Source organism: Bradyrhizobium sp. USDA 4474, from assembly GCF_054057515.1.
Genome location: NZ_JBSRZJ010000002.1, coordinates 2,920,651 through 2,936,155 on the forward strand (window position 1 = coordinate 2,920,651; position 15,505 = coordinate 2,936,155).

Genomic DNA, 15,505 nt, shown 5'->3' on the forward strand with positions numbered 1-15,505 from the left:
CACGCTGGCTGCCGATTCCTCCTGCGTCAGGTGCAGGCGTGCCCTGCGGCAGCGCATTTCAAGTGGTGGAATTAGCTGATCGTCCAGATCAGCGGCGGCCTGTCATCGACGGCCGGGCGCAGGTGGACCCCGATATGCCGGCCGCATCCGGCAGCCAACCCCTCGAACAGCCCCTCCAGCACCTTGGCGCAAGCGCGATGATGGTCGGCGACGTCGTCCATCAACTTCCAGCTCTGCTGGCGGATTTCGAAGCTGGCTTCGGATTGCCTCGTCTCGGCCGCGTCGTCCTGCGCGGCGAACAGCGCGTTGAGGAAGGATGCGAACTCGCTCGCTCCACCTCTTGTCATCGACAGGGCGGCCGCAACCTCTTCGAAATGTTGCATGCCGATCAGCTTGCCGGTGAGGTGCAGGAGATAGCCGGCATCTTCCGGCCCGAACAGCTGCACCATCACCGGTGCCGCCGTACGCACATATTCCATGGCATAGTTGCGATGGGCCTTTTCCAGCCGCGGCTTCGGCCAGCTCGCAACCGGCAAAGCCGGCGCGTTCTTCGCATCGAACAACGGCGCTTCGAGATGCCGCGCGAACACCAGGCGCTGGTCGAGTTCGAGTGGATGGTCGTATTGATGATAATAGCCCTCCAACCCGTCCTGCCCGTCGACGCTCTGCTTGGTGCAGACGAAGCCCAGCCTGAGATCGCCGAGCGCGACGCCGTTGTTGGCGTGCCAGCCCCTCAGCATGGCGCGCGAGACCTCGCCCGGCACGCCGCAGATCGCGGTGCCCTTCCAGATCCAACGCGGCGGAGGATAGCGGATCCAGGCCTTGGTGTCGCTCTCATACATGTATTCGACATGCACGCCGCCGATCCAGTTCGAGAGATAGTGATATTGCGCGGCAGCGACTGCCGGCGGCAGATGCTCGATGCCGAGCTTCCTGAGCCCCGGCAGGAAGCGCTCCAGCTGCTGGCGGCGAAATACGCGAAAGACGAATTCGGCGGCATCCGCCGTACCGCGCCGCGTCACCACGGTGAGGATGAGGCCGGTGAAGTAGGCGTGGTAGAGATCGGCGATGGCGCGCCAGCATTTCCATTGCGCTGCTTGCGCGGCGTCTGCGGTGGCGGTCATGTTCACTCCCGATCGTCGTTTTGATCGAGTGTGTCACTGCGACTGGTAGCAGGCAACATGATGCGCGTGCAGGGCGCCCTGCACGGCGGCCCGTCAATTCCGCATCACGAAGCTTGCGAGGCCCTAATTGTGCGCAGCTTTGGCCGCCCGCTCGCGTTCGACGCGCTCGGTGGCATCACGTGCCATCGCGACCGATCCCTGCACGGCGCCACCGGCATCACGCACCAAGGCAAAAGTCATTTCGATGTAGAGCTTGCGTCCGCTCTTATGCAGCGCGCGGGTCAGCGTCGGCCTGCCCGCAAGCTTCATCGCACCGCCGGCGAGCGCGGCCTCGAAGCCCTTCCAATGCGCGGCGCGCAGATGCTCGGGGATGATCAGATCGAGATTCTGACCCAGTGCCTCGTCGGCCGAGAAGCCGAACAGCGCCGTGGATGCGCGATTCCAGCGCGTGATCGTGCCGGAGCGATCCGAATAGATGAGCGCGTCGGCAACGTCGTCGAGGATGTTCGCGTCGAGTCGATCGATCATTTCGCCACCTCGCAGCCCGGATTTCGCTTCGCGCCATCCGGGCTACAGGATCGGGCTACACCCGGAAATGCTTCGAAAGTTTGAGGCCCTGCGCCTGGTAGTTGGAACCGATGCGCTGGCCGTACATCGCGTCCGGGCGCGCCAGCATCTTCTCGTAGACGAGACGGCCGACGATCTGGCCGTGCTCGAGGATGAACGGCACCTCGCGCGAGCGCACCTCGAGCACGGCGCGTGCGCCTTGCCCGCCGGCGCCGGCATAGCCGAAGCCCGGATCGAAGAATCCGGCATAGTGCACGCGGAATTCGCCGACCAGGGGGTCGAACGGCACCATCTCCGCGGCGTAATCGGGCGGGACCTGCACGGCTTCCTTCGAGGCGAGGATGTAGAACTCGCCGGGATCGAGGATCAGGCTGCCGTCGGGACGGGCCGAGATCGGCTCCCAGAAATCTTCCACTGCATAGCCGGAGCGACGATCGACGTCGACGACGCCGGTGTGGCGCTTGGCACGGTAGCCGACGAAGCCACTGCCGTTCTCGCCGGAGAGATCGACCGAGACGGCAACGCCGCCGGTGAGATCGGCATCGTCGATGTCGACGAGACGCTCGGTGGCGTGCAAGCCATCGAGTTCGTCGGCGTTGAGGATGGCGTCACCGGTGCGGAAGCGCACCTGCGACAGGCGCGAACCCTCACGCACCAGGACCGGAAACGTCTTCGGGCTGATCTCGGCATAGAGCGGGCCGTGATAGCCGGCGCCGATCATGTCGAAACGGCGGGTGCCGTCGGCGATCACGCGGGTGAAGACATCGAGCCGCCCGGTCGAGCTTTTCGGATTGGCGGCCGCAACGATCTCCGGCGGCAGCGCGAGGCTTTCCAGCAGCGGCACGATGTAGACGCAGTTGGTCTCGAGCACCGCGCCGTCAGCGAGGCTGAATTCATGCAGCTTCAGCTGGTCGATGCGCTCCGCGACGGTGGCGCCGGGGCCGGGCAGGAAGCTCGCACGCACGCGGTAGGCGATGTCGCCGAGACGCAGATCGAGGCTCGCCGGCTGGATCTGGCTTTCGACGAAATCATATGCGGGCAGGATGAGGCCCGCTTCCGCCATCGCCGCGATCATGCGGTCGGGCAGGATACCATTGGCGTCGGCGGCAACCGTGAACGTCAACCGTGGGTCCTCATCGGGGGTCAAATGCATCCGGACATGCGGGAAATACCAGCCTTTTACGGCTATCCGATGGACGCCTTGACGAAAAGGGCATTGCGGAATATGAGCATCACTTATCCCGTGGTGATTTGAGCCGGCCGGCTTGCAGCCACGTTAAATAAGTCGCTAAACAGGCCGGGGACCTCTGTGATCCCGGCCCGTGGAGATATCCAGGCCGGTTTTTTTGTGACCGTTTTCGCTCAACGGTCATATCGGAGGGTCCTATGTCGAAGTCGCCTGCCAACTACCGCCCCGAAACCCGCCTGGTCCATTCCGGCACGCTGCGCTCGCAATATGGCGAGACGTCGGAGGCGCTGTTCCTGACCCAGGGCTATGTCTACAGCAGCGCCGAGGAGTGCGAGGCGCGGTTCAAGGGCGAGGACCCCGGCTTCATCTATTCGCGCTATTCCAATCCGACGATTGCGATGTTCGAGCGCCGCATGATCGAGCTCGAAGGCGCCGAAGCCGCGCGCTCGGCGGCAACAGGCATGGCAGCGGTGACGACGGCAATCCTGGCGCCGCTCAAGGCCGGCGATCACGTCGTGGCCTCCCGCGCACTGTTCGGCTCATGCCTCTACGTCATTCAGGATTTATTGCCGCGCTACGGCATCGAGACCACGCTGGTCGACGGCGCCAATCTCGACGAATGGCAGCGCGCGCTCAAGCCCAATACCAAGACGTTCTTCCTGGAGAGCCCGACCAACCCGACACTCGACGTGCTCGACATTCCCTCGATAGCCGAGATCGCGCATAGTGGCGGCGCGCGGCTCGTGGTCGACAACGTGTTCGCGACGCCGATCTGGCAGAGCCCGCTCGCGCTCGGCGCCGACGTCGTCGTCTACTCCGCGACCAAGCACATCGACGGCCAGGGTCGCTGTCTCGGCGGCATCATCCTGGCCTCGGAAGCCTTCATCGCCGAGCACATCCACAATTTCATGCGCCAGACCGGCCCGTCGATCTCGCCGTTCAATGCCTGGGTCCTGCTCAAGGGCCTCGAGACGTTAGGCGTGCGCGTGCGTGCGCAGACCGACACCGCGGCGCGCATCGCCGACGTGCTGGCGAGCCATCCGAAGATCGCGCGGCTGGTCTATCCCGGCCGCGAGGATCATCCGCAGGCGGCGCTGGTGAAGAAGCAGATGCGCGGCGGCTCGACGCTGGTCGGCTTCGAGGTGAAGGGCGGCAAGGCGGCTGCGTTCCGCGTGCTCAACGAGCTGAAGCTCGCAAAGATCTCGAACAATCTCGGCGACGCCAAGAGCCTCGTCACGCATCCGGCGACGACAACGCATCAGCGGCTGAAGCCGGAGGTGCGCGCCGAGCTCGGCATCGGCGAGGGATTCATTCGCTTCTCGGCCGGGCTCGAGCACGCGGATGACCTGGTCGAGGATTTGACGGCGGCGCTGGAGAAGGCGTGAGGAGCGAATGGCGAATGGTGAGTGGCGAATGAATCAATCCCTGTTCGCTACTCGCCATTCCCTACTGGCCTCTACATCGGCCGATACGTCCGCACGTCCGCGGGCACGTTCACCCCTAACTTGATCTGGCCGACCGAGCGGATGATGTCATCGCCCAGCAACTGCGCGAAGCAGGCGTAGCCCCAATCGTTCATATGCAGGCCGTCGGCGATGACGAAGCTCTCGACCGGAAGCGCCTGCTTCTCGTGCCACTCGCGCATCACCTCGAAGCGCGGGAAGATGCCGACGTGACGGAGCTGAGCGACCTTGCCGAGCAGCTTCACCATCTTGCTTGCGCTCTCGGGACGCTCGGTGACGCGCGGTGAATATTGCGGGTCGACCAGCACGACGTCGGCATCGCCGGCGGCCTGGATGCGGGCGACGCCGTCCTCGACCATTTTCGCAGTGTCGCCGGGATCGAGATTGCGCAGCACGGCGTTGGTGCCGACCTGCCAGATCACCAGGTCCGGATGCACATCGATGACTTGCGTCTGGAGGCGCTTCATCATCTCGGGCGCATCCTCGCCGCCCACGCCGGCATTGATGACGGTGATGTCGGCAGTCGGATATTGCCGGTGGAGCTGCCCGGCGAGGCGGTTCGGATAGTTGTAGTCGGGCGAGCTCGCGCCGTAGCCGGCCGTCGACGACGAGCCGAACGCGACGATCACGACGGGCTTGCCGGCAATGAGCTTGTTGGCGACATGCGGCAGCGAGCCCATGGGATTGGCGCCGCCCTTCGGCGACAAACAGGGCACACGACTAAAAATGTCGCCGGCGGATTTGGCGACCTGCTTCACCTTGTCGATCGCGCGCGACGTGAGCCCGCGCTGCTCGCCTGCGGGCTGGCTGGCCGCAGCGACCGTGGTCTGAGACGGCGAAGCGGTTGCGGGATTAGCGGCCTGCTGCGGCGCGGACGTCGCCTCGGCCGCTTGCGCGTGAGCAGGCGCCTGCAGCACGGGCGTCAGCATCAGCAGCGCCACCGCCGCGGGCGCGGTCAGCCATGTCGAAAGGGCAAAAGGGCGGAGAGAACTCATTAACGCTAGACCTCAATTTTGCTGCTGGGCCGGCGCCAGATGGGCAGCGTCGATCACAAATTGCGCCAATGCCCGGCCCAGGCAATCATGGACCTGTTTCGCCAGTTCAGGGCCGCGGGAAGGGCTGAACAGGTCGAACTGACCCTGGTCATTCCACTGCCGCATGATCGCGAAACGGTCGAACAGCGGGACATCATGCTCCTGCGCCACCACCCGCATATTGTCGAGATAGGGCGGCGCCGAGATCATGGTTTCGGTACGCGGGCTATATTGCAAATTCATCAAGACGACGTCAGCCCCTGCATTTTGCAACGCAGCGACCCCTTCGGTCACAGCGCCACGAAATTCGTCGGGATCGATGGATCGGATAGCATCCACCGTTCCGGTCTGCCAGATGACCAAAGTAGGAGCTTTGGCTTCCATGAGCTTAACGAAGGTACCCGCGGCCTCCTCCGCTGTCTTCTTGCTCTGTATTTCTACGGAGACGTGCACGGTCTCTGCAGGCGCCAGCTTCTCCTTCAAAATGGCCTGCATCCGCGCCGGATAGGAACTGTCCTCCTGGGCCGGAATGGTGGTGGAGCGGCTGCCGATGACGAGGATCTCGAGCGGCTTGCCTGTTTTCACGGTGTCCGCGACCTTGTGGAGCTGACTGTCGGTGGCAAGGAGATAAGGCGGCAGTTCGCAGGCGGCAGGCGCGGCAGGCACAGCATCGCCCGCGCGCGCCGAAGGCGCGGCGAGGCCGCCGCATAGCAGGATCAGGCTTAGGAAAACCCTCGCCTTCATCAGCCCCCTCCCGCCAGATCGGCATTGCCGGCGGCGTTTTTGGTTTTCGCACCGCTCTTGTCAGCCACGCGCTTGTACCACGAAATGACCCAGGCCACCGCCCACATGATCAGGATTCCGGAGAGACTAATCAGCGCATGCATGGCTGGCCCCCCGGCGACCTCGGCCAAGATAAAGTGACCGGCGAAGGCCAGGAAGACGCCGAGGCAGAATATCTCCAGCGAATGCTGGCCGCACAGGATCAGCGGCCGCAACCACGGCGATCTAAGGCCCGGCCACTCCCGCGGCAGGAAGCGTACGGTGAGCGCGGCCAGCGCCAAAAAATGCGTGAAGCGCAATACGTCGAGGTCGGTCTTGTCGATCGGATACATCCACTGCTCGAGGCGCTTCGGCATGAAGTGCGAGAGCTGCGGCACGTACCAGGTCAGCGTCACGTAGAACGCCGCCACGATGTAGGCGATCGAGATCCACATCGTCACGGGTGATGCCAGAATGCGCGACATGCGTCGTGCACCTCCGAGCGCGCACCATGCTCCGAACACGAACAGCAATTGCCAGGCGAGCGGATTGAAGGCCCAGAAGCCGTTCGGATAGGCGGAGAAGAACAGGTCGAATTCCCAGGTCACCGCGTAGAGCACGGCCGAGAGCGCGAGCGTGACGTCGGGCCGCCGCTTCATCGACCACAGGATCAGTGGTAGCGCCAGCATCAAGACAATGTAGAGCGGCAGCACGTCCATGTTGACGGGACGGAAGCGCAGCAGCAGCGCCTGCACGATGGTGATGTCGGGCTGCTTGAGGAAATCCATGATGCCCATCTCTTCGGTATAGAGCGGGTTCTCGAAGCTGGTCGCGACGTAGGAGATTTCGGCGAGGAAGATCGTGAACAGGAATACGTGAGCAACATAGATCTGCCAGACACGCCGCAGAATGCGCGCGGTGGCGACGACGAAACCGTTCTCCAGCATCGCGCGGCCGTAGACGAAGGCGGCGGTGTAGCCGGAGATGAAGATGAAGATCTCGGTCGCGTCGCTGAAGCCGTAGTTGCGGATCGTGAACCAGGTCAGCAGATTCGGCGGAAGATGGTCGATGAAGATGAGCCACAGCGCGAGACCCCGGAACAGGTCAAGCCTGAGCTCGCGCTCGCCGATGGCAGGCAGCGTGATGGCTGGCGCAGTAACGCGCGGCTTGGCCTCCACAGGTTTGGCTCCTGCAGTTCCCGCGATCGTCGATCCCGTCACTTGATCGGCAATGGTCATCGGGGCCAAAAACCCTTCCGCAAATCGCGACGTATGGGAGTGTACCGGTCCTGTCGCCGCCTCGCAAAGCGGCTGGATCACATCAGGGCCTAATTCCTCGTGAATTCTGGCGGGACGATGTCGCCGGGACCGCCTGCGGCGTTTGGTTCCCGTCGGGGTTTTCGTTATGATGGCAGCCATGTACCGCGCCGTGACCCGCCAGATCGAAGTAACCGTCGAGCCCAATTTCGTGCCGGGGGAGTCCTCGGCCGAGCGCTCCCGCTATTTCTGGTCCTACACCATCGTCATCACGAACACCGGCAATGAGACGGTGCAACTGCGCACGCGGCACTGGATCATCACTGACGCCACCGGGCGCCAGCAGGAGGTCCGGGGCGAGGGAGTGATCGGTGAGCAGCCGACGCTAGCCCCCGGCGAGCGCTTCGAATACACCTCCGGCGTCCCGCTCACGACCGCCTCCGGCTTCATGACCGGCCGCTACCAGATGGTCAGCGCAAGCGGCGAACGTTTCGAGATCGACGTGCCGACGTTCTCGCTGGACAGCCCTGACAACAAGCGGGTGTTGAATTAGCCTCCGGGCGCAGGCTCCATCGGGTGGATTGGCCGAAGGCGCAATCCACGCTGTCCATTTCCACAGAAACAAAAGAGCTGGATTACGCTTCGCTGATCCACCTACGGGGCCGACACCTACGCGTCTTCCACGCCCGCTTCATCAGGCGTGAACTCGTACACCGACGAGCAGAACTCGCAGGTCACGACGACCTTGTCGTCCTTGACCATGGCGGAGCGGTCGTCCGCTGAAAAGCTCTTCAGCATCGACGCAACCGCGTCGCGCGAGCAGGAGCATTGCGCTTTCAGGACCATTGGCTTGAACACGCGCACGCCGCGCTCGTGGAAGAGGCGGTAGAGCAGCCGCTCGCCGGACAGATCGGGGTCGATCAGCTCGACGTCCTCGACCGTCTCGATCAGCGAGCGGGCTTCGACCCAGGCATCGTCTTCGGCAACGCTATGCACCTCAAGGCCCTCGGGCGCATCGCCAGGATGCAAATCCGCCTGCCGCGCGCGCTCCGGTGCTTTCGGCAGGAATTGCATCAGCAGTCCGCCGGCGCGCCAGCGATGCTTGCCGCCGTCGCTCGAGCGCCACTCCTCGCCGACCGCGAGACGCACGCGCGTCGGGATCTGCTCGGAGCGCAGGAAATATTCGTGTGCGGCATCTTCCAGGCTGCCGCCGTCGAGCGCGACCAGACCCTGGTAGCGGCTCATGTCGGGCCCCTGGTCAATAGTCATGGCGAGGTGGCCGCGGCCCAGCAGCGTCCCGGAATCCTTGGCATTGCCGAGGCGCTCGGCATCGAAGCGCGCATAGGCGCGCAGACGATCGGGCGCCTGATAGTCCACCACGAGGAAAGACACCGGGCCGTCGGTTTGGGCCTGAAGGATGAAGCGGCCTTCGAATTTGAGCGCCGAGCCGAGCAGGGTCGTCAGCACGATGGCCTCGCCGAGCAGCTTGCCTACGGGTGCCGGATAATCGTGCTTGGTCAGGATCTCGTCGAGCGCGGGACCAAGCCGCACCAGGCGGCCGCGCACATCGAGCGCGTCGACCTCGTAGGGCAGCACGGCGTCATCGATCGGAACCGCTGATGGCGCGCGAACCGGGCCTTCGGGCCCGGTTTTCATGTCAGGAGATTGGGAAACCATGGCGCTCTATCTGGGGTCGGTCTATCCGAAATGAAAGAGGCACGCCCGCATTCCGGCGCCCCTCGGAACGACGGCCTGCGTAGCCCGGAGTGACCACCGGGCCCATGAGAAGGATCACTTCACCGCGTCAAAGCACCAGGCCAAAATGCCCTTCTGCGCATGCAGGCGGTTTTCGGCCTCGTCGAACACGACCGATTGCGGGCCGTCGATCACCTCGTCGGTGACCTCCTCGCCGCGATGGGCCGGCAGGCAGTGCATGAACAGCGCGTCGGGCTTGGCCAGCGACATCAGCTTGGAATTGACCTGGTAGGGCTTGAGCACGTTGTGGCGGTGCTCACCTTCCTTGTCACCCATCGACACCCAGGTGTCGGTGACGACACAATCGGCGCCCTTGACCGCGGCCTCGGGATCGGTGCCGAGCACGATCGGCGCACCCGTGGTCTTGATGAAGTCGCGCATCGCCTTTTTCGGCGCGAGCTCGGGCGGCGTCGCGACATTGAGCTGGAACTTGAAGCGCTCGGCGGCGTGGGCCCAGGACGCCAGCACATTGTTGTCGTCGCCGGTCCAGGCCACTGTACGACCTTCGATCGGGCCGCGATGCTCCTCATAGGTCATGAGGTCGGCCATCACCTGGCACGGGTGCGAGCGCCGCGTCAGGCCGTTGATGACGGGCACGGTCGCGTTCGCCGCGAGTTCCAGCAGGGCCTCGTGATTGAGGATGCGGATCATGATGGCGTCGACATAGCGCGACAGCACGCGCGCGGTGTCGGCAATGGTCTCGCCGCGGCCGAGTTGCATCTCGGCACCGGTCAGCATGATGGGTTCGCCGCCGAGCTGGCGCATGGCGACATCGAATGAGACGCGGGTGCGGGTCGAGGGGCGCTCGAAGATCATCGCCAGCGTCTTGCCTTCGAGCGGCTTGACCGGCTGGTGCGCCTTCTGCTTCGCCTTCATGGCGGAAGAAGCCGCGAGCATGCTCTTGAGCTCCGACAGCGGCAGCTCGTTGATATCGAGGAAGTGCTTGGGACTCTTGCTCATCAGCTTGCCGCCCGCTTGTTACCCGACAGCGCCGTGCAGGCGCGTTCGAGCCTGGCGACGCTGTCCTCGATCTCGGCTTCGGTGACGATCAGCGGCGGCAGGAAGCGTACGACATTGTCGCCGGCGCCGACGGTGAGCAGTTTTTCGTTGCGCAAGGCCGCAACCAGATCGCCTGAGGGCACCACGGCCTTGATGCCGATCAAGAGCCCCTCGCCGCGGACTTCGCTGAGGATATCGGGGTGACGGTCGATCACGGAAGCGAGTTTCTGCTTCAGGAGCAGCGACATCTTCTGCACGTGGTCGAAGAAGCCGGGCTTGAGCATGACATCGAGCACGGCGTTTGCAGCTGCGATCGCCAGCGGATTGCCGCCGAAGGTCGAGCCGTGCGAGCCGGGTCCCATGCCGGAGGCTGCATCCCCCGTTGCCAGCACCGCGCCGATCGGGAAGCCACCGCCGAGCGCCTTGGCGAGCGACATCACGTCAGGCGTGACGCCGGTGCGCCGATGGGCAAACAGGTCGCCGGTGCGGCCCATGCCGGTCTGCACTTCGTCGAAGGCGAGCAGCAAGCCCTTCTCGTCGCAGAGCTGACGCAGCGCCTTGAGGAAAGACGGTGTCGCAGAGCGCACGCCGCCCTCACCCTGGATCGGCTCGATCAGGATGCCGGCGGTGTGTGGCCCGATCGCCTTCTTCACGGCCTCGATGTCGCCATGCGGCACCTGGTCGAAACCGTCCATCGGCGGCCCGAAGCCTTCGAGATATTTTGCCGATCCGGTCGCGGCCAGCGTCGCCAGCGTGCGGCCATGGAAAGCGCCTTCGAAGGTGACGATGCGATAGCGCTCGGGATGGCCCTTGGAGAAGTGATGATGGCGGACCAGCTTGATCACGCCCTCCAGCGCCTCGGCGCCGGAATTACAGAAGAACACGAAGTCGGCAAAACTCTCGTTGCACAGACGCGCGGCGAGCTTCTCGCCATCCGGGCTCTGGAACAGGTTCGACATGTGCCAGAGCTTGGTGGCCTGCTCCTGCAGCGCCTTGACCAGCGCGGGATGGGCATGTCCGAGCGCATTCACGGCGACGCCCGAGGTGAAATCGAGATACCGATCGCCATTGGTTGCGATCAACCAAACGCCTTCACCGCGCTCAAAACCGAGATCGGCCCTGGCGAAAACGGGGAGCAAATGCGGCGCTGCGCTGTTAGTCATGACGGCCACTTGAATGTTGCGGACGGTGTGGGCGTGCATTGCGCAACGCACCATTGACCAGCCTGAAAACGAAACGTGCCGCCTTTTAAGGGCGGCACGCGTCACCATTTTAGGCCTGGTGAAACGGGTGTCAATGCCGCCCGAACGCCTCGCGACATGCTGAATCCGTAGTCTTGCGGTGGCGATTTTGCGGGATATTCGCCACGGAACATGTGGAAGCGAGTCGCCGGACTCTTGCGCGTGAGTCACGCCATATTGTAGCGTTCGGCTTGTCAGATACGACATCTCGTGCAGCGGTTCTGATCCCAAAAGTCCTCTTGTACCGGCGTAAACGTTCGGGCGTCTGATTGCGCCCGGCGAGCCTTAAGGGATTCTGGCGGCACGGGTTTTTCGAAGCTTACGCATTCGTCGTGCGGCCCCGCAGATGGCGGCGCGCGGTGAAGGAAAGGGTGCCATGACCGTTTTGACTTGGTCCGACGATCGCGTCGAACAGCTGAAAAAGCTCTGGGAGGCCGGACTTTCGGCCAGCCAGATTGCCGCTGAGCTTGGGAATGTCACCCGCAACGCCGTGATCGGCAAGGTACACAGGCTCGGCCTGTCCGGCCGCGCCAAGAGCCCGTCTTCGGCAGCTCCCCGGCCGCGCAAGGCGCGTCCCGCGCAGCACATGATGCGCGTGAGCCGCCCGATCTCGCGGGGCAACACCGCACTCGCCCAGGCCTTCGAGGTCGAGGTCGAGGCTGAACCTGTGACCTTCGACAACGTGGTGCCGATGAGCCAGCGGCTGTCGCTGCTCGAATTGAACGAGGCCACCTGCCACTGGCCGGTCGGCGATCCCTCGAGCGCGGACTTCTTCTTCTGCGGCGGCAAGGCGCTCTCCGGCCTGCCCTATTGCGCCCAGCACTCGCGGGTCGCGTATCAGCCGGCGGCCGATCGTCGCCGCGCGCCGGCGAAGCCGGGTCCGCGCTGAGCATGGCTCCAGACGACAGCGTCCCGGTACCTGCGACGATCGAGACATAAAAAAGCGCGCCCCAGGGCGCGCTTTTTATTTTGCTTGCATGTCACCGTGCTCAGGCCTGCTCGGCCTTCGCGAAGCGGTCGTCGAGCGCGTAGCCGGCGCCACGGACGGTGCGGATCGGGTCCTGCTCGCGGCCGAGATTGAGGAGCTTGCGCAGGCGGCCGATATGCACGTCGACGGTCCGCTCGTCGATGTAGATGTCGCGGCCCCAGACGCTGTCGAGCAACTGCTCGCGCGAGAACACGCGGCCGGGATGCTCCAGGAAGAACTCCAGCAGGCGATATTCGGTCGGGCCGAGGTCGATCGGCCGGCCCGAGCGCGCCACGCGACGCTTTTCGCGGTCGAGCTCGATGTCGCCGAAAGCCAGCACGGTTGCGAGCCGCTCGGGGCTTGCACGCCGCAGCAGTCCTTTCACCCGCGCCAACAGCTCAGGCACGGAGAACGGCTTGACGATGTAATCGTCGGCGCCGGTGGCGAGGCCGCGCACCCGCTCGCTCTCCTCGCCGCGCGCGGTGAGCATGATGATCGGCAGCTGCTTGGTGTCGGACCGCGTCCGCAACCGGCGGCACAGCTCGATACCGGACAGGCCCGGCAGCATCCAGTCGAGCACGATCAGATCGGGAATGTGCTCCTTGAGACGGGTGTCGGCGTCGTCGCCGCGCATCACCGTCTCGACGTCATAACCGTCGCCTTCGAGATTGTAGCGAAGCAGCTCGGTGAGAGCTTCTTCGTCTTCAACCACCATAATGCGTGCGCCCATGGGGTCGTCGCTCCTTGAGGATTCAGGTGTTGGGGACGGTGGTTGCGAAGGTCGTCATGTCGCCCTTCGGTCGCTTGTCGGTGATGGCCTGGCCTTCGATCATGTAGAACACGGTCTCGGCAATGTTGGTGGCGTGGTCGCCGATCCGCTCGATGTTCTTGGCGCAGAACATCAGATGGATGCAGAACGAGATGTTGCGCGGATCCTCCATCATGTAGGTGAGGAGCTCGCGGAACAGCGAGGTGCAGATGGCGTCGACCTCCTCGTCGCCCTTCCACACCACCATCGCCGCCGGCAGATCATGCGCGGCATAGGCATCCAGCACCGACTTGACCTGTTGCTGCACGAGGTCGGTCATGTGCTCGAGGCCACGGAACAGCTTGAGCGGATGGAAATCCGTCTCAAGCGCCGCGACGCGTTTGCCCATGTTCTTGGCGAGGTCGCCGATCCGCTCGAGATCGGTCGCGACGCGCATGGCGCCGACGATCTCGCGCAGATCGATCGCCATCGGCTGGCGGCGGGCGATGGTGAGCACGGCGTGCTCCTCGATCCGCCTTTGAAGCGCGTCGATCTCGGCGTCGGTGATGACCACGCGCTGGCCGAGCGCGACGTCGCGACGGATCAGCGCGTCGACGGAATCGACGATCATCCGCTCGGCGAGGCCGCCCATTTCCGCGACCGACCGGGTGAGCTCCTGGAGGTCGGTATCGAAAGCCTTTGCGGTATGTTCAGAACCCATGTCCTGTCTCCTCAGCCGAACCGGCCGGTAATGTAATCCTGCGTGCGCCGGTCGGTCGGCGACGTGAAGATCTTGCTGGTGTCGTCGAACTCGATCAACTCGCCGAGATACATGAAGGCGGTCTTGTCGGAGACGCGCGCCGCCTGCTGCATGTTGTGGGTGACGATCGCGATCGTGTAATTCTCGGACAGTTCCTGGATCAGCTCCTCGACCTTGGCGGTCGAGATCGGGTCGAGCGCCGAGCAGGGCTCGTCGAACAGGATCACCTCGGGCCGCACGGCGACGGTGCGCGCGATGCAGAGACGCTGCTGCTGGCCGCCGGAGAGCGAGAGGCCGGATGCATTGAGCTTGTCCTTGACCTCGTTCCACAGCGCGCCGCCGCGCAGCGCCTTCTCGACGCGGTCGTCCATCTCGGACTTCGGGATCTTCTCGTAGAGACGGATGCCGAAGGCGATGTTCTCGTAGATCGTCATCGGAAACGGCGTCGGCTTCTGGAACACCATGCCGACGCGCGCGCGCAACAGATTGAGGTCCAGCCCGGGATCGAGGATGTTGGTCTGGTCGAGCATCAGCTGGCCGGTGACGCGCTGGCCGGGATAGAGGTCGTACATCCGGTTGAAGATGCGCAGCAGGGTCGACTTGCCGCAGCCCGACGGGCCGATGAAGGCCGTGACGCGGTTGGTGCCGAGCGCCAGATTGATGTTCTTCAGCGCGTGGTGCTCGCCGTAATAGAAGTTGAGATTGCGCACCGTCACCTTCGCCGGAGCTTCGGGCAGCGGCTGCTGGGCATGCGGGAGCCCGCCGGAGGCGCTCATCGATACGGAAAGGTCACTCATTTTGCGGTCCTCTCGGCGCCAAGAATGCGCGCGCCAATGTTCAGGGCAAGCACGGTCAACGTAATCAGCAGCGCACCGCTCCAGGCGAGTTGCTTCCAATAGGCATAGGGGCTCTGGACGAAGTTGTTGATCGTCACGGGCAGGTTCGCCATCGTCTTGTTCAAGCCGAGGCTGAAGAACTGGTTCGACAGCGCGGTGAAGAGCAATGGCGCGGTCTCGCCGGCGACACGGGCGGTCGCGAGCAGCACGCCGGTAATGAGACCCGAGCGGGCCGCGCGATAGGCGATCCGCTTGATCACCAGCGAGCGCGGCAGGCCGAGCGCCGAGGCCGCTTCGCGCAGCGCGTTCGGCACCAGCAGCAGCATGTCCTCGGTCGTACGCAGCACCACCGGGATCACGATGACGGCCAAAGCGAGCGAGCCTGCGATCGCCGAGAAGCCGCGCATCGGCACCACCACGGCGCCATAGATGAACAGGCCGATGATGATCGAGGGCGCCGACAGCAGGATGTCGTTGATGAAGCGGATCACCGAGGTCAGCTTGTCGTTGCGACCGTACTCGGCGAGATAGGTGCCGGCGAACAGGCCGAGCGGCGCGCCGATGCCGACGCCGATCACGGTCATGATCAGCGAACCCACGATGGCGTTGCGCAGGCCGCCTTCGGTCGAGCCCGGCGGCGGCGTGTCGGCGACGAACAGTTCGAGGTTGAGGCCCGCCAACCCGTTGTAAAGCAGCGTCATCAGGATCAGCGCGAGCCAGGTCACGCCGAAGGCGGCGGCGGCGATGCAGAGCGTGCGGACGACGATGTCCTTGCGGCGGCGGCGTGCATAAATCCGGTTCATG

At 64.2% G+C, this 15,505-nt stretch carries 16 protein-coding genes and 1 riboswitch; of the genes, 3 read left to right on the forward strand and 13 right to left on the reverse strand.

Annotation, left to right across the window (positions count from 1 at the left end):
* Positions 1 to 71: 71 nt before the first annotated feature.
* The 3 genes from ACVW16_RS15660 to ACVW16_RS15670 form a co-directional block, all read right to left on the reverse strand.
* Positions 72 to 1,124, reverse strand: coding sequence for a hypothetical protein (locus tag ACVW16_RS15660; RefSeq protein WP_456737027.1), 1,053 nt, complete (start codon positions 1,122 to 1,124; stop codon positions 72 to 74).
* 123 nt (positions 1,125 to 1,247) lie between these two features.
* Complete coding sequence (locus tag ACVW16_RS15665) at positions 1,248 to 1,652, reverse strand: PAS domain S-box protein (RefSeq protein WP_456737026.1); 405 nt, start codon at positions 1,650 to 1,652, stop codon at positions 1,248 to 1,250.
* Between the two features lie 55 nt (positions 1,653 to 1,707).
* Positions 1,708 to 2,844 (reverse strand): 2'-deoxycytidine 5'-triphosphate deaminase, encoded by a 1,137-nt coding sequence (locus ACVW16_RS15670; RefSeq protein WP_456700075.1) that lies wholly within the window; start codon positions 2,842 to 2,844, stop codon positions 1,708 to 1,710.
* Between the two features lie 80 nt (positions 2,845 to 2,924).
* Positions 2,925 to 3,004, forward strand: a riboswitch (SAM riboswitch).
* 73 nt (positions 3,005 to 3,077) lie between these two features.
* Here ACVW16_RS15670 and ACVW16_RS15675 point away from each other — a divergent pair.
* Positions 3,078 to 4,265, forward strand: a complete 1,188-nt coding sequence (locus ACVW16_RS15675) for an O-succinylhomoserine sulfhydrylase (protein WP_456700076.1) — start codon at positions 3,078 to 3,080, stop codon at positions 4,263 to 4,265.
* A 71-nt stretch (positions 4,266 to 4,336) separates the two neighbouring features.
* On the opposite strand, the gene ACVW16_RS15680 is transcribed toward ACVW16_RS15675, so the two are convergent.
* Genes ACVW16_RS15680 through ACVW16_RS15690 form a run of 3 tightly spaced genes read right to left on the reverse strand, consistent with a single transcriptional unit; the run spans position 4,337 to position 7,377 of the window.
* Positions 4,337 to 5,338 carry an SGNH/GDSL hydrolase family protein gene (locus ACVW16_RS15680; protein WP_456737025.1) on the reverse strand — a complete coding sequence of 334 codons (1,002 nt, stop codon included), beginning with the start codon at positions 5,336 to 5,338 and terminating at the stop codon, positions 4,337 to 4,339.
* A 12-nt stretch (positions 5,339 to 5,350) separates the two neighbouring features.
* Positions 5,351 to 6,121 (reverse strand): SGNH/GDSL hydrolase family protein, encoded by a 771-nt coding sequence (locus tag ACVW16_RS15685; protein WP_456700078.1) that lies wholly within the window; start codon positions 6,119 to 6,121, stop codon positions 5,351 to 5,353.
* Entirely contained in the window at positions 6,121 to 7,377 is a 1,257-nt protein-coding gene (locus ACVW16_RS15690) for an OpgC domain-containing protein (protein ID WP_456700079.1), read from the reverse strand. Before ACVW16_RS15690 ends, ACVW16_RS15685 begins: the two co-directional genes overlap by 1 nt.
* A gap of 178 nt (positions 7,378 to 7,555) precedes the next feature.
* On the opposite strand from ACVW16_RS15690, the gene apaG reads away from it, so the two are divergent.
* Positions 7,556 to 7,948: a Co2+/Mg2+ efflux protein ApaG gene (gene apaG, locus ACVW16_RS15695; RefSeq protein WP_456700080.1), complete on the forward strand. Its 393-nt coding sequence runs from the start codon at positions 7,556 to 7,558 to the stop codon at positions 7,946 to 7,948.
* Positions 7,949 to 8,064: 116 nt separating this feature from the next.
* On the opposite strand, the gene ACVW16_RS15700 is transcribed toward apaG, so the two are convergent.
* The 3 genes from ACVW16_RS15700 to ACVW16_RS15710 all read right to left on the reverse strand — a co-directional run bounded on the left by ACVW16_RS15700 (position 8,065) and on the right by ACVW16_RS15710 (position 11,312).
* Positions 8,065 to 9,072, reverse strand: a complete 1,008-nt coding sequence (locus ACVW16_RS15700; protein WP_456700081.1) for an Hsp33 family molecular chaperone — start codon at positions 9,070 to 9,072, stop codon at positions 8,065 to 8,067.
* Between the two features lie 114 nt (positions 9,073 to 9,186).
* The gene (gene argF / locus ACVW16_RS15705) at positions 9,187 to 10,110 is read right to left on the reverse strand and encodes an ornithine carbamoyltransferase (RefSeq protein WP_456700082.1); all 924 of its coding nucleotides are present in this window, start codon (positions 10,108 to 10,110) and stop codon (positions 9,187 to 9,189) included.
* Complete coding sequence (locus tag ACVW16_RS15710; protein ID WP_456737024.1) at positions 10,110 to 11,312, reverse strand: acetylornithine transaminase; 1,203 nt, start codon at positions 11,310 to 11,312, stop codon at positions 10,110 to 10,112. The genes argF and ACVW16_RS15710 overlap by 1 nt, the downstream gene beginning before the upstream one ends.
* 454 nt (positions 11,313 to 11,766) lie before the next feature.
* Between ACVW16_RS15710 and ACVW16_RS15715 the strand changes: the two genes are divergently transcribed.
* Positions 11,767 to 12,279, forward strand: a complete 513-nt coding sequence (locus ACVW16_RS15715) for a GcrA family cell cycle regulator (RefSeq protein ID WP_456700084.1) — start codon at positions 11,767 to 11,769, stop codon at positions 12,277 to 12,279.
* A 100-nt stretch (positions 12,280 to 12,379) separates the two neighbouring features.
* Here ACVW16_RS15715 and phoB read toward each other — a convergent pair whose 3' ends face one another.
* Genes phoB through pstA form a run of 4 tightly spaced genes read right to left on the reverse strand, consistent with a single transcriptional unit; the run spans position 12,380 to position 15,504 of the window.
* Positions 12,380 to 13,087, reverse strand: a complete 708-nt coding sequence (phoB, locus tag ACVW16_RS15720; protein ID WP_254134943.1) for a phosphate regulon transcriptional regulator PhoB — start codon at positions 13,085 to 13,087, stop codon at positions 12,380 to 12,382.
* A 22-nt stretch (positions 13,088 to 13,109) separates the two neighbouring features.
* Entirely contained in the window at positions 13,110 to 13,826 is a 717-nt protein-coding gene (gene phoU, locus ACVW16_RS15725; protein ID WP_456700085.1) for a phosphate signaling complex protein PhoU, read from the reverse strand.
* An 11-nt stretch (positions 13,827 to 13,837) separates the two neighbouring features.
* Entirely contained in the window at positions 13,838 to 14,662 is an 825-nt protein-coding gene (pstB, locus tag ACVW16_RS15730) for a phosphate ABC transporter ATP-binding protein PstB (RefSeq protein WP_456700086.1), read from the reverse strand.
* Positions 14,659 to 15,504 carry a phosphate ABC transporter permease PstA gene (gene pstA, locus ACVW16_RS15735; RefSeq protein ID WP_456737023.1) on the reverse strand — a complete coding sequence of 282 codons (846 nt, stop codon included), beginning with the start codon at positions 15,502 to 15,504 and terminating at the stop codon, positions 14,659 to 14,661. The genes pstB and pstA overlap by 4 nt, the downstream gene beginning before the upstream one ends.
* Position 15,505: the final 1 nt, after the last annotated feature.